Origin of the sequence: Brevibacillus fortis, from assembly GCF_003013395.1 — a bacterium.
Lineage (GTDB): Bacteria > Bacillota > Bacilli > Brevibacillales > Brevibacillaceae > Brevibacillus > Brevibacillus fortis.
Genome location: NZ_PXZM01000047.1, coordinates 25423 through 38035, shown reverse-complemented (window position 1 = coordinate 38035; position 12613 = coordinate 25423). Strand labels below are relative to the sequence as shown.

Here is a 12613-nt window from a genome sequence, read left to right as displayed (position 1 = left end):
TCAGTTTTCAAAGAGCATTTCGCGCTATCAAGCGCTCCGTTTCCTACTACATATTATGTAGTGGTGCCGGCGATAGGACTTGAACCCACAACCCCCTGATTACAAGTCAGGTGCTCTACCAATTGAGCTACACCGGCATTTGTTTTGTTCATTTCGTCGTGTGCGTTTCGTGTGTGTCCCGCTCACGAGATTTAATATAGCATGTATAATTTTTAAATGCAATAGAAAACCTGAAATAATTTCATTCAAAATAAAAATAAACGCAAAAAAGAGCAGTGGAAATACTCCCCACCGCTCTTTTTCTTCTATATATTATCCCGCCCGGAAGCCCTCTCCCAAAACTTCTTGAGCAGGGCACAAAATAATGAATGCATCTGGGTCCACGGAACGCACCATGATTTTCAGCTTGCTCACTTCACTTTGGCTGACAACTGCCATGAGCACCTTACGTGCGTCTCCGGTATATCCACCAGCACCATCCAGCAAAGTGACACCACGGTCCAAATCATACAAGATGGTTTCTCTCAGCGTCTCGGTTTCATTCGAAATGATATAAGCGACTTTGGATGTATTCCAGCCCATCTGAACAATATCAATCGTTTTGCTGGTCACAAACAACGCGATAAGTGCATACAATGCTTTTTCCGGATCGAATACAATCCCCGCAAACAAGATCACTAGCCCATCAAACACAGCAACACATGCTCCCAAGCTAATACCTGAATATTTGTGGAGGATCTGCGATGCAATCGAAAAACCACCGGTCGACCCTCTCCCTCGAAACACGATACCAATCCCAAGCCCTACCCCAATTCCTCCATAAATACTGGCCAATAGGAGATTCGTCGTGAACGGCTGCAGGTGACTGGTCAGCATAACGCACAAAGGGAGGATGATCGAACCAACCGCCGCCTTCATACTGTATTGCCGATCGAGAAGTTTAAATCCTAATAGAAACAAAGGGATATTCATTGCCCATTGCACCACCGCCGGAGAAAAACCAAACAAGTTATGCAAAATCGTAGACAGCCCAGAAACGCCTCCGGAAGCAATTTGGTTTGGATTCAGAAACAGATTGAAACTAGTTGCCAATACTAGCGATCCTAGAACCAGCATGCCATATTCGAGCACTTTTCGCTGAGGACTGTTCATCTGGATTGCGGTTCGTCTTTTTCGTGCCACATGGTTCCACTCCTGACATTTTCACGTAAGCAAAATCCGCACATACACTACCATGTTTTGGTGGAAAAGAAAACCCCTATTTGCTCATCCCTCTTATGTAAGATTTACGCATCCTCCAGAAACATGCACACACACGCCATGAGCCGGATAAGATATGAAAAGATAAAGTTGACTGCACACAAAATAAAAAGGATAATTACAATATAGTAATAATTATAATCTAAGAACGGAGTGACCTGTAATGGATCATCATATTGTCAGTGTCACAAAACAAGTAAAGCATCTAGGAAAAAGGTTAACCATCCAAAGAAGAGCCGTACTTCTTCTGATGCTTACCACTCGGCAACACCATACAGCCAAAGACGTTTACCATGCTTTGAAAAACGAGATGCCAAACATCACACTCTCAACCGTATACACCAGCCTGCGCTTTTTCGTGAAAATGGGTATTCTCAAGGAGCATGTTCACCACGACTCCCCCAATCAATTTGAATGTATCGTAACCATTGACGACATTCATTTACCGGAAGTCATTTAAACGATAAACAAAAAGGTAGCCACCATCTACGTGGGCTACCTCTTTCATTTATGCGCAATATTCGTTACTGTGCTGAACTCGTCAGGAGTATTTTGTATGTCTTCAGTTATTAGAAATCAAAGTTATCCGGGTCTGGACCAACTCGAAGATTTTGGTTTAACGCATGGATCATTTCCATGTCTTCTTTCGACAGTTCAAAATCAAATACGGATGCATTCTCGATGATTCGATGCTCCTTGGTCGATTTTGGAATAGTCACGACGCCATTTTGCAAATCCCAGCGTATAATGACATGGGCAACGGATTTCTCGTATTTTTCTGCAATGCCTTTTAGTACTGGATCGCCCAATAGCTGCCCTTGCATAAGCGGAGACCATGCTTCAAATTGAATTCCTTGCTCCTTGCAATAGGCACGCAGTTCATCTTGAGACAGGCGCGGATGGAATTCCACTTGATTCACCATCGGCTTAATTTCAGCGTCTTTCAGCAGTTCCTCTACATGATGAATGTGGAAATTGCTTACCCCGATAGCTTTTACCAACCCTTTTTTGTACAGCGTCTCCAACGCTCTCCATGCTTCTTTAAACTTTCCTTCTACCGGCCAGTGAATGAGGTACAAGTCCAAGTATTCCAGCCCGAGTTTTTTCAGACTCGTCTCAAATGCATCCAGCGTGGACTCATACCCCAAATCCGCATTCCATACTTTGGAGGTAACAAATAGATCTTCTCTAGTGATGCCCGCTTCCTGCAAACCTGCACGGATTCCACGTCCGACACCTTCTTCGTTTTTATAAATAGCGGCTGTGTCGATACTGCGGTAGCCATGCTTGATTGCTGTTTTCACAGCTAGCTCGAGCTCCTGACCTTCCTCTACTTGAAAAACACCGAGACCCAACCAAGGCATTTTTACTCCATTGTACAGCGTAGTTGTATCTTGCAAATGTTTTGGCATAGCTTGTCTCCTCCATCCTTGTACTCTATGTTAGTGTGACTGTCTCCAGTCGCCCAATGTGTTTCATGTCGTTTGACAAGTGTTATTATGAGAGAGACTAACCAAAAGTAAAAGTACGCACTTTTTTGTGTGATAGGCACCAAAAAGTACCTATCATTCAGGAGGAACTCAACAGTGAAGAAGAAGTATAACATATCAGTGGAAGCCACACTTGAGGTCATCGGCGGTAAATGGAAATGCGTTATTTTGTGTCACCTGACTCACGGAAAAAAACGGACGAGTGAGTTGAAACGACTAATGCCTGGCATTACGCAGAAGATGCTGACTCAGCAACTCAGAGAGCTTGAAGACGATGGCATCATCAACCGAATTATTTACAATCAGGTTCCGCCAAAAGTAGAGTATGAGCTCAGCGAGTACGGCTGGACCTTGAAAAGTATTCTCGATTCGCTCTGTTTATGGGGCGAAAAGCATATCATTAAGGAATATGGCGACAAGTTTGCTGTATTGGAAGAAAGTATCTTAAATCAATAATAGAACGGGAGTAGGTGAAGTGGCTTGGGAGCACTCAAAACACCTGTCTTGCGTAAATTGGGGAGCTCGGATCTGATGCTTTCTCCTTTAGGCCTCGGCTGCTGGCAGTTCAGCAATGGACACGGAATGGTGGGGAAGTTTTGGCCCGTCATTGGACCTCACGATGTAGTAAAAATTGTGCAGACGAGTTTGCTAGGGGGGATTAACTGGTTTGATACTGCAGAAGTATATGGCAAGGGTCAATCCGAGCAAATGCTGGCGAAAGCCCTAAAAGAAGTCGGTTCACTAGCTGATTCTGCTTCTATTGCGACCAAATGGTGGCCCGTCCTGCGCACCGCCAATAGCATTGGGAACACGATTGACGAGCGCATTCGATTACTCGATAGCCGGACCATCCATTTGCATCAAGTCCACCAGCCCTACTCCTTGTCTTCTGTCGCAAGCCAGATGAAAGAAATGGCCAAGCTCGTCAAGCAAGGCAAGATTCAGAACGTGGGCGTCAGTAATTTTTCCGCCAAAAGCATGCGAGAAGCCGATCGAGTATTGCGCGAGCATGGTCTGCGTCTCATCTCCAATCAAGTGAAATACAGCCTGCTAGACAGAAGAATCGAACAGAACGGGATTTTGGATACGGCAAAAGAGTTGGGCGTTGCCATTATCGCCTACTCTCCGCTTGAGCAAGGGATTCTAAGCGGCAAATTTCATGCAAATCCAGCCCTTGTCCAGTCCATAACAGGCCCCCGAAAATGGACATCAGCCTTTCGTTCTGCTGGGCTAAAAAAGTCTCAGCCGCTCATCACAGTTCTGGAGGAGCTGGCGCGCAGCTACCATGCATCCGCTACACAAATCGCCCTGAACTGGCTGATCCACGCTCATGGCGAAACGGTCTTTGCGATTCCAGGCGCGTCCAAAGTCCATCATGCGGAGGAAAATGTCAAAGCCATGCGCTTTTCTTTGAAATTGTCTGAATTGAAAGATATTACTGAAGCCTCCAATCATATTTTAGCCATCAACAAATGAAAAAGCTGCCGATCTAATCGACAGCCAAAATGGCGCAATCATACACAGCTCTTCCCAGTAATCCTAATGTATTCAGCGCGGATTGAGCGGTTACATCTTTGGATAAGGCCGTAATGGAAAAGCAGCGATTATTCGTATACAGCAAGCCAACATCATGTTGTCTGCCCGTATCCCAGCCTGATTTACACGGCAACTCCCATGCAGGATGATTGGCTTCTTCCTGACTCGGCAATTGGGACGGCAGACCATTACGGACTTGCTGCTTTTTCATGATGCCGATCATCTCTTTACAGGCACGCTGAGACAGATAACTGCCTGTTGCCATTTTACCTAGCATACTCGCAACATCCCCAGCGGTTATTCGATTGTTTTCTGTGATGTCGAGTGGATAAATCATCAACTTGCGAGAATAATAGCTTCGTTTCATTCCCAAATCAATCATTGTCTGGTCGACCTGCGCTTTTCCTACCAAATCAATCAGCATATTCGTCGCCGTATTGTCGCTCTGAATAATCATGAGGGTCACCAAGTCGCGAATCGTAAGCTTCAAGCCAGGAGAGAGCGCGTACAAAATGCCCGAGCCTCCCACCAAATCCTCTTGGCGTAGAGCAAGCTGATCATCCAATCGAAACTGCCCGTGCTCACTTGCCGCGAAAACAGCTGCCATGATCGGCACTTTGATCACACTCTCCGCAATAAACAGCTCGTCTGGTACATGTTCAAAACGGGTCCCTTTAGCTGAGCCTTGTTCCTCCACAACGACTCCCCAAATCCCCTCCGCTTGTCTGATAATGGCCGACAACCTTTTTTCCAACTCCACAGCTTTCCTTCCCTTCTCCTGTTGACTTATAGTTTCTTGCCACTTTCTTTTTATCATACTATTCCGAAAACGAATCGAACAAGAGACGACACCTGCTTACGTTTCGTTTATCTATCCTAAACTTGGAAATAATACGTAAGATAAACCTACGGACAAGGTGAGACATCATGCAAAACTCCGATAAGATTGGCAGCCGTCAATTTGTCATCCTCGTAACATTCATAACCATAGGAGATTCCATCCTGATCTTACCTGCCGTACCTGCGACTGAAGCGAGTCACGATGGATGGCTATCAGGATTGATCGGCATGGTACTGGGGCTAGCCATCGTATACTTGTTTTGTGTAGTCGGTCGCATCTACCCCGAGCAAACGCTGATTGAAAAGAACAAGCTCATATTTGGACGTTGGCTAGGCACGTTCTTTTCTCTCTTCTTTTTGGGAGCTATATTAATCAACGGCGCTGTCTATATACGGACGATTGGAGAATTCATGACCACGCACATCATGAAAGCAACACCAATCCATGCTGTCATGTTTTTACTCGTTGCCTGCGCCATATACGCTGTTCGATTAGGTCTTGAAGCTTTTGCACGGACCAGCGAAATTTTTTTCCTCTGGTTTGTCTTTACGTTCGTTATGTTTTTTCTTTTGTTAAGCCCTCAGTTCCAATTCGAGAACCTTTTCCCCTTCTTGGAAAATGGCATAAAGCCCGTCATAAGAGGAATATTTGCAGTCACGGCTTTTCCCTTCTCAGAGCTGGTTATTTTTCTCATGATTACTCCACTCCTCGATGTAAAACAAAAGCTCACGTCTGCTTTTTTGCGAGGAGCCATTTACGGTAGTATTTGTCTGCTTGCCGTCATCTTCTTATCGCTTTTGGTGCTCGGCCCGGAATTGGTTTCCCGTGAGACCTTTCCGAGCTACTCCCTCGCCAAACGAGTCCATGTAGGAGAGTTCTTTCAAAGGCAGGAAGCAATGATGGCTCTCATGTGGTTTGTCTCCATTTATTTCAAAGTCGTTCTGTATATGTATGGTTTCTGCGTGGGTATAAAGCAGCTTCTCCATTTAAAGGAGCATCAGTTGCTCACCTTGCCCATTTGCATCTTATTTGTCGCCATCGCGATTATCATCGTTCCAAACGGAGCTTTTTTATACGAAACTTATACATACTGGCCATTCTTTGATTTAACAAAAGGGTTCCTGTATCCGCTGATTCTCCTCGTCGGTTACTGGATACGGAAGCAAATAAATAACAAACCGGCATCCCTCCAGAAATAAGATGTCGGCTTGTTGTTGCTTACAGTAGTTGTTTGATGGCAGCCACTCGCTCTGCATCGACGTATTGGAGAGCCTGTCCCTCTACTCGTACCGCCGATCCAAAATGAACCTCTTTGACACCTGTACGTTTCACGAGGTCTCCCACGTTAGCCAGCGACAATCCGCTTCCTGCCAAAATCGTGAGCTGTGTCTTCTCTGTCAGCTTGACGAGCTGCTCGATACAATTAGCTCCTTCGATCGCTGTTTTTTTGCCCCCAGAAGTAAGAATGGTACGGACCTGGGGATATTCCAGGAGAATACGCGCTGCTTCCATTTGATCCACAGCATCATCAAAAGCACGGTGGAACGTCACATTCAATGCACCTGACTCGCCTAGCAACAGCTCTAATCCCCGCTGATCGAGCCTATTTTCTGGAGTCAGCATGCCGAAAACTACACCTGCTGCCCCAAGCTCACGAATGATACGTACATCCTGCCGCATGACCGCAAGTTCCTCAGCCGTATAGCAAAACGATTGACTATGAGGTCGCACCATGACGTTGACCGGGATGGAAACCGCCTTGACCACTGCGTCAATCAATCCCCAACTCGGAGTAATGCCACCCTCCAAAATTCCCGAGATGAGCTCCAGCCTGTCAGCTCCGCCTTGCTCCGCACGTTTTGCATCCTCTACTGAAGTCGCAATCACTTCCACTAGCATGATTCTTCGCCTCCGTTTATTAGCATTTGTTCAAGACAAAAACCGGTCGTTTCTCCCCTACCACCAACTGATTGTCGTTTTTAATAGCTTTTGGTGCCAACGCATGCAGTCGGTCGATGGTTTCTTGGTTATCATACTGAATCTGCTCTAAGATCGACGCGATAATAAGCGGCCATACTAATTCAGAACCATTCAGCACCTTAAGCGAGAAGCTGAGTCTCTCTTTTTTCAAAGCAAAGCCGTATACGCCCATCGCTCCGCCTTTGGCGATAATATTTTCATCCATTAAAAGCGCTGTACAGATGAAGTTGTGACTGGCAATGATCTCGGGACTACTCGTCATCCAGCCTGTCACTCTTACTACTGCCTCACGGGTCTGGCGATCCTCGATCAGATCAGGGCAAGCGAGCTTCAGATATGCTATCGCCAGGTTCTTGAGCGGCAGCGCAAAAACTGGGAAGCCACAGCCGTCGACGCCTAGCTGAACCTGCTCTTTTGGATAGTCTGCCAGGTTGGCAAACACCTCCACTGCCTCCTGTTGCGCTGGATGCTCAGCTTTGTAGTAATCATGTGTAGAATATCCTTGATCCTTCGACAGTGCCAAATACCCCAAATGCTTACCCGCACAGTTGTGAAATAGCCTGCGTTTTTCTATGCCTTGGGACAAGCAAGCAAACTTCGGCTCCTCGTTTAGCGGATAAGTCGGGCATGTGAGCAATTCTTCTTCCTTAATGCCAGTCTTTCGTAAAATCGACTCCAAGCTTTCCATATGATAGACTTCACCACGATGTGAGGCCGCAAAGAGTGCTGCTTCCCTGTTGTTGAGTCCGAATTTTTCATCAATTTTACGTTTGGCGATGGGAATGGCTTGAAAGGGCTTAGCTGCGGAGCGCAATAAGGTGATATGGTTCTCATCTCCTGCCCGATAAGCCACCTCTCCTTTTTCATTCACGCCGCACACGATGCCGTTATGTACGTTCTCCAGAATGCCGCCACGATATTCCTCCACGAATGGGACATCTCTCATCAAAATCACCCGCTCCACTCCATGTTGATCGATTATGAAAAAAACACTAGCAGTAGCACCCGCCATCCGTCAATCATTTTCCAAGCGATAATCCCCCCACTTCGACGCTGAGTGTTGTATAATGTCTCAAGGCGCCCATTTGGGTTCCGTAAAATAAGAAATCCGTGCATTTGCACGGGAGAGGTTCGCGAACTCCCTCTATAAAAAACTAAGCCAGATAACAGTACCTTTCTTTGGTATTGTTATTGTTTTTTTGATGGAAAGTTCAAGAACTCTCTTTCTTCGGATTTAATCAAAAGGAGATGGAGAGCAATGAAAAAGGAAAAAGCCGTTGTTGTCTTTAGCGGAGGTCAGGACAGCACAACCTGCCTGTTTTGGGCGAAAGAGCAATTCGGCGAAGTAGAAACCCTCACATTTGATTACGGGCAGCGACACAAGCTGGAGATCGAGTGCGCCCAGCAAATTGCCGCAGAACTCGGCGTCAACAACACCGTATTGGACATGAGCCTGTTAAACCAGCTCGCGCCCAATGCTCTCACCCGCACAGATATTGACATTACCCAGGAAGAAGGCCAACTGCCATCCACGTTCGTTGACGGACGCAACTTGTTGTTCCTTTCCTTTGCAGGCGTTTTCGCCAAGCAACGAGGAGCACGTCACTTGGTTACCGGTGTATGCGAAACGGATTTTAGCGGTTATCCCGACTGCCGTGACGCCTTTATCAAATCACTCAATGTGACATTGAATCTGTCGATGGACTATCCGTTTGTGATTCACACACCGCTCATGTGGCTGAACAAAGCACAAACGTGGAAGCTAGCGGACGATCTGGGTGCCTTCACCTATATTCGCGAAAATACCCTCACCTGCTATAACGGCATCAAAGGAGACGGCTGCGGCGAATGCCCTGCCTGCCACCTGCGAAAAGCCGGACTGGACACTTATCTTTCCGAGAAAAATCAACCTGGAGAACAAGCCTGATGAGCGCGAACTTTGATTTTCGTATCGTTGATCGCATGCAGGCACTGGGTACCCATATTCAAAAATCACAGCTTCGCTACCATAACAAACGCGTTTTGGTGAGCAAGGAATTTACTTTTGACGCTGCACATCATCTGCACGCGTATGAAGGAAAGTGCAAAAACCTGCACGGCCATACGTATACCGTCGTCTTTGGCATCAGCGGCTTTCCAGACGAGATCGGACTCGTCATCGATTTTGGTGACATCAAGCAAATCTGGAAGGAACACATCGAAATTTATTTGGATCACCGCTATCTGAATGAAATGCTCCCTCCGATGAATACCACCGCCGAAAACATGGTCGTGTGGATTTTCGAAGAGATGGAAAAACAATTGCAGTCGGATGCCTACCGCGACCGCTACAACGGCGCTCGAGTGGAGTTCGTTCGCCTGTTCGAGACACCGACCAGCTACGCTGAAACAAGACGGGAGTGGATGATGGAATGATCCCGGTCTTGGAAATATTCGGCCCTACGATTCAGGGCGAAGGAATGGTTATCGGACAAAAAACGATGTTTGTGCGGACAGCTGGCTGTGACTATCGTTGCAACTGGTGTGACTCCGCTTTTACGTGGGATGGATCTGCCCGTGATGAAATCCAGCAAATGTCGCCCGAGGCGATCTGGGAGGAGCTCACTCGCTTGGGTGGGAACCGTTTTTCCCATGTCACGATCTCTGGAGGCAATCCTGCGCTTTTGGCTGGCATCGGCGACTTCATCGCTCTATTGAAGGAGCATGGTATACGCACAGCAGTCGAAACACAAGGCAGTAAGTGGCAAGCGTGGCTGCCCCATATTGACGACATTACGATTTCACCAAAGCCGCCTAGTTCAGGGATGGAAACAGATTTTCAAGCACTTGATCGCATTGTGCACGAGCTCTTGGAACAAAAGCATCCGGGACTCAGCCTGAAAGTAGTTGTTTTTGACGACAACGACTTTAACTATGCACGCACTATTCATCAGCGCTTTCCTGAGGTTCCATTTTATTTGCAACCAGGAAACAGTGATCTGACGGACGCTGATACGCCTCTGCTTCGGGATAAGCTCTTGGAGAGCTTTGAATGGCTGATCGATCAGGCGATGGCAACACCTGACATGAATGACGCGAAGGTTCTTCCCCAGCTACATGCGCTTGTCTGGGGCAATAAACGAGGCGTCTAAACGATATTTTACTCTCATAGAAGAAAAGAGGACTGTACTCATATGGCACACCAACAAGAACGCGATTTATCCTCCCTCACTCTTTTGGGAAATCAAGGAACAACGTACAACTACTCCTATGACCCGAGCGTATTGGAGTCTTTTGACAACAAGCATCCGTACCGCGATTATTTCGTAAAATTCAACTGCCCGGAATTCACCAGCCTGTGCCCGATTACTGGCCAGCCAGACTTTGCGACGATCTACATCAGCTACATTCCTGACATCAAAATGGTTGAGAGCAAATCGCTCAAGCTGTACTTGTTCAGCTTCCGCAATCACGGTGATTTTCACGAGGATTGCGTCAACGTCATCATGAACGATTTGATCAAGCTGATGGACCCGCGCTACATCGAGGTATGGGGCAAGTTCACTCCACGCGGCGGCATCTCGATCGATCCATATTGCAACTACGGGAAACCGGGGACGAAGTATGAAGAGATGGCGAGCCATCGGATGATGAATCATGATATGTATCCAGAAAAAGTGGATAATCGGTAGAAAATCATACATGTAAAATTGAAACGAAAAACCCTTATTGGATAAGGGTTTTTCTTATTTTTCAAATGGAAAATCAAAGTCGTGATTGTTGGTATGATTCACCTCCTTCTGCTACGTTTTAGTGCGGAAGGAGGTGATTACCATGAACAAGCATCTGTATTTCTACGCAAGTTTCGAAGATGCAGCGCGACTCAATCGGGAGTTGATTCAACTCGGCTACAGGAATTACTATCTGGAACCACATGAACACCTAGTAGCTTTTGTTTTCGAACCAGTGACCGAAATAAGTCAAGCGATCTTGAGACACTTGTTTCATGCTGGTGGTCCGTCACAACTAGAAAACTAGCTTTTCAGTACTGGTGCTCCTCATTTGAGGGGCATCGGTACCTCCATCTACACTGTCGTTCATCTTATGTTCATGTTCAACGATTACACTTACAAGCGTAGTCAAAAGAAATGAACAGGAGATGATCTTACATGTTAGCAGCAGCCGTGATTTTTATAAATCTTGCTCTCATTGCCTATACAATTGGGGTATGGAGCGAAAAGCGTTCAGGAGAGCTAAAGTTAAAACACGTTATCTTTTTTGGCTTTGGCTTAGCATTCGATACGATTGGAACTGCCTTTATGAAATTGCTCGCTGAAAACTCTAGTTTAAATTTGCATGGCATAACTGGGTTGATCGCACTGATCTTGATGTTTTTCCATACAGTATGGGCGTGTGTCGTTCTATGGAAAAAGAAAGAACATCAGATCAAGCAGTTCCATAAATTCAGCTTGTTCGTATGGATTTTATGGCTTGTACCTTATTCCATTGGCGTCGCGTTAAGCTTTATGAAATAGGAATACTCTCTAATACGTACCGAGCGTGGACAATATATGTCTGCGCTTTTCTTTTTCCCTTTCATGCATGAACTTTATTGATCTATACAAGGTGGAACTCATTTCGCTTGGCTACAACCTACTATTTAGTGCCTCTTTTTCTTGTGCACTTCTTAATCGACACATTTATTTTGGAAATTTATTCAAATTTTGTATTTTGTTGTGACTTTTCTCACTTATTTTACGACTAATAAATAGGTGGTGCTTCTTATGAAAAGTTCATCTAACCTCAATTCTTGTCGGTTGTCTTCGATGAATTCAAAGAATCACCATTAAAAACATTCCAAAATAGGAGGATAAAAATGAAAAAATCGATTATTGCCATGCTTTTTGCTCTATCAGCACTTCTGGTATCGTCGAACGCCATGGGAGCCGTTACAGGTGAGGGAGCTGTACGATTGGCAACTACTTCAAACTATTATGGGATTTCGGGTGACCTCACGATTCCATCTGATTTCTATGTTTCGAATGATGATAGCTATATAGCGTTTTATCTAGGATTTGCTGATACATGCGAAGGGGGTATATCTTATAAGCCTTCAACTGGATGGAACAAATTCTTGAATTGCGGGAAAAATGATCCAAGATCACATAAAACTTTACGCTTGTCCAGTCAACCATCTTCAGGTGAAATCATCAATCTAAAGCTTGTCAATAATCTTGATGATACAGCTACTTTGTACGTCAATGGATATGAAAGTTTTAGAGTACCCGTTAGTAATAAGGGAACATTAACAAAACCAACGACTGTCAAAATGGTTCACAGTACACTCGATCATCAAGACAAAAATAAATATTCAAATGCTGCTTTTTCAAATGTTTCTGTCCAAACTGCCAATGGAAGTTATGTAGCTTTCCCAAGCAACCTAACTCCCGCTTATGCCTGGCAATATCAAGATTTCACTACTATTATCAAGAATCCACTCAAAACATCTTTGAAAGCGGGAAAATAG

Annotated in this window: 16 protein-coding genes, 1 tRNA gene and 1 riboswitch; of the genes, 11 read left to right on the top strand and 6 right to left on the bottom strand. The window is 45.5% G+C overall.

Annotated elements, in window-relative coordinates:
- Positions 1 to 61 precede the first annotated feature (61 nt).
- Together C7R93_RS26110 and C7R93_RS26105 are read right to left on the bottom strand one after the other, a co-directional pair.
- Positions 62 to 137 (bottom strand) — tRNA-Thr (locus tag C7R93_RS26110).
- Positions 138 to 312: 175 nt separating this feature from the next.
- The gene (locus C7R93_RS26105; RefSeq protein ID WP_106841527.1) at positions 313 to 1182 is read right to left on the bottom strand and encodes a YitT family protein; all 870 of its coding nucleotides are present in this window, start codon (positions 1180 to 1182) and stop codon (positions 313 to 315) included.
- Between the two features lie 241 nt (positions 1183 to 1423).
- On the opposite strand from C7R93_RS26105, the gene C7R93_RS26100 reads away from it, so the two are divergent.
- Positions 1424 to 1720, top strand: coding sequence for a Fur family transcriptional regulator (locus C7R93_RS26100; protein WP_106841526.1), 297 nt, complete (start codon positions 1424 to 1426; stop codon positions 1718 to 1720).
- A 109-nt stretch (positions 1721 to 1829) separates the two neighbouring features.
- On the opposite strand, the gene C7R93_RS26095 is transcribed toward C7R93_RS26100, so the two are convergent.
- Complete coding sequence (locus C7R93_RS26095; protein ID WP_106841525.1) at positions 1830 to 2672, bottom strand: aldo/keto reductase; 843 nt, start codon at positions 2670 to 2672, stop codon at positions 1830 to 1832.
- Positions 2673 to 2846: 174 nt separating this feature from the next.
- Between C7R93_RS26095 and C7R93_RS26090 the strand changes: the two genes are divergently transcribed.
- Positions 2847 to 3206 (top strand): winged helix-turn-helix transcriptional regulator, encoded by a 360-nt coding sequence (locus C7R93_RS26090; protein ID WP_106841524.1) that lies wholly within the window; start codon positions 2847 to 2849, stop codon positions 3204 to 3206.
- A gap of 75 nt (positions 3207 to 3281) precedes the next feature.
- Positions 3282 to 4226 (top strand): aldo/keto reductase, encoded by a 945-nt coding sequence (locus tag C7R93_RS26085; protein ID WP_106841529.1) that lies wholly within the window; start codon positions 3282 to 3284, stop codon positions 4224 to 4226.
- 13 nt (positions 4227 to 4239) lie between these two features.
- Here the strand turns inward: C7R93_RS26085 and C7R93_RS26080 are convergent, their stop codons facing one another.
- Positions 4240 to 5046: a serine hydrolase gene (locus C7R93_RS26080; RefSeq protein ID WP_106841523.1), complete on the bottom strand. Its 807-nt coding sequence runs from the start codon at positions 5044 to 5046 to the stop codon at positions 4240 to 4242.
- 167 nt (positions 5047 to 5213) lie between these two features.
- Here C7R93_RS26080 and C7R93_RS26075 point away from each other — a divergent pair, with 167 nt between their 5' ends.
- The gene (locus C7R93_RS26075; protein ID WP_106841522.1) at positions 5214 to 6326 is read left to right on the top strand and encodes a GerAB/ArcD/ProY family transporter; all 1113 of its coding nucleotides are present in this window, start codon (positions 5214 to 5216) and stop codon (positions 6324 to 6326) included.
- 19 nt (positions 6327 to 6345) lie between these two features.
- On the opposite strand, the gene C7R93_RS26070 is transcribed toward C7R93_RS26075, so the two are convergent.
- Positions 6346 to 7026 carry a copper homeostasis protein CutC gene (locus tag C7R93_RS26070; RefSeq protein ID WP_106841521.1) on the bottom strand — a complete coding sequence of 227 codons (681 nt, stop codon included), beginning with the start codon at positions 7024 to 7026 and terminating at the stop codon, positions 6346 to 6348.
- A 19-nt stretch (positions 7027 to 7045) separates the two neighbouring features.
- Positions 7046 to 8053, bottom strand: a complete 1008-nt coding sequence (locus tag C7R93_RS26065; RefSeq protein WP_167402507.1) for an asparaginase — start codon at positions 8051 to 8053, stop codon at positions 7046 to 7048.
- A 174-nt stretch (positions 8054 to 8227) separates the two neighbouring features.
- Positions 8228 to 8271, top strand: a riboswitch (PreQ1 riboswitch).
- 73 nt (positions 8272 to 8344) lie between these two features.
- Here C7R93_RS26065 and queC point away from each other — a divergent pair.
- The 7 genes from queC to C7R93_RS26030 all read left to right on the top strand — a co-directional run bounded on the left by queC (position 8345) and on the right by C7R93_RS26030 (position 12613).
- Positions 8345 to 9034: a 7-cyano-7-deazaguanine synthase QueC gene (gene queC, locus C7R93_RS26060; protein WP_167402506.1), complete on the top strand. Its 690-nt coding sequence runs from the start codon at positions 8345 to 8347 to the stop codon at positions 9032 to 9034.
- Positions 9034 to 9522, top strand: a complete 489-nt coding sequence (gene queD / locus C7R93_RS26055; RefSeq protein WP_106841519.1) for a 6-carboxytetrahydropterin synthase QueD — start codon at positions 9034 to 9036, stop codon at positions 9520 to 9522. The genes queC and queD overlap by 1 nt, the downstream gene beginning before the upstream one ends.
- Complete coding sequence (gene queE, locus C7R93_RS26050) at positions 9519 to 10238, top strand: 7-carboxy-7-deazaguanine synthase QueE (protein ID WP_106841518.1); 720 nt, start codon at positions 9519 to 9521, stop codon at positions 10236 to 10238. The genes queD and queE overlap by 4 nt, the downstream gene beginning before the upstream one ends.
- A gap of 42 nt (positions 10239 to 10280) precedes the next feature.
- Entirely contained in the window at positions 10281 to 10778 is a 498-nt protein-coding gene (queF, locus tag C7R93_RS26045; protein ID WP_007729714.1) for a preQ(1) synthase, read from the top strand.
- Between the two features lie 142 nt (positions 10779 to 10920).
- Positions 10921 to 11124: a hypothetical protein gene (locus tag C7R93_RS26040; RefSeq protein WP_106841517.1), complete on the top strand. Its 204-nt coding sequence runs from the start codon at positions 10921 to 10923 to the stop codon at positions 11122 to 11124.
- A gap of 131 nt (positions 11125 to 11255) precedes the next feature.
- Positions 11256 to 11621: an HsmA family protein gene (locus C7R93_RS26035; protein ID WP_106841516.1), complete on the top strand. Its 366-nt coding sequence runs from the start codon at positions 11256 to 11258 to the stop codon at positions 11619 to 11621.
- Between the two features lie 341 nt (positions 11622 to 11962).
- The gene (locus tag C7R93_RS26030) at positions 11963 to 12613 is read left to right on the top strand and encodes a hypothetical protein (protein WP_106841515.1); all 651 of its coding nucleotides are present in this window, start codon (positions 11963 to 11965) and stop codon (positions 12611 to 12613) included.

What these genes read in the sequence shown, in the direction of transcription:
- C7R93_RS26100 (WP_106841526.1), top strand. Translation starts at nt 1,424, where the DNA reads ATGGATCATCATATTGTCAGTGTCACAAAACAAGTAAAGCATCTAGGA.
- C7R93_RS26095 (WP_106841525.1), bottom strand. Translation starts at nt 2,672, where the DNA reads ATGCCAAAACATTTGCAAGATACAACTACGCTGTACAATGGAGTAAAA.
- C7R93_RS26085 (WP_106841529.1), top strand. Translation starts at nt 3,282, where the DNA reads ATGCTTTCTCCTTTAGGCCTCGGCTGCTGGCAGTTCAGCAATGGACAC.
- C7R93_RS26075 (WP_106841522.1), top strand. Translation starts at nt 5,214, where the DNA reads ATGCAAAACTCCGATAAGATTGGCAGCCGTCAATTTGTCATCCTCGTA.
- C7R93_RS26070 (WP_106841521.1), bottom strand. Translation starts at nt 7,026, where the DNA reads ATGCTAGTGGAAGTGATTGCGACTTCAGTAGAGGATGCAAAACGTGCG.
- C7R93_RS26065 (WP_167402507.1), bottom strand. Translation starts at nt 8,053, where the DNA reads ATGAGAGATGTCCCATTCGTGGAGGAATATCGTGGCGGCATTCTGGAG.
- queD (WP_106841519.1), top strand. Translation starts at nt 9,034, where the DNA reads ATGAGCGCGAACTTTGATTTTCGTATCGTTGATCGCATGCAGGCACTG.
- queE (WP_106841518.1), top strand. Translation starts at nt 9,519, where the DNA reads ATGATCCCGGTCTTGGAAATATTCGGCCCTACGATTCAGGGCGAAGGA.
- queF (WP_007729714.1), top strand. Translation starts at nt 10,281, where the DNA reads ATGGCACACCAACAAGAACGCGATTTATCCTCCCTCACTCTTTTGGGA.
- C7R93_RS26040 (WP_106841517.1), top strand. Translation starts at nt 10,921, where the DNA reads ATGAACAAGCATCTGTATTTCTACGCAAGTTTCGAAGATGCAGCGCGA.
- C7R93_RS26035 (WP_106841516.1), top strand. Translation starts at nt 11,256, where the DNA reads ATGTTAGCAGCAGCCGTGATTTTTATAAATCTTGCTCTCATTGCCTAT.
- C7R93_RS26030 (WP_106841515.1), top strand. Translation starts at nt 11,963, where the DNA reads ATGAAAAAATCGATTATTGCCATGCTTTTTGCTCTATCAGCACTTCTG.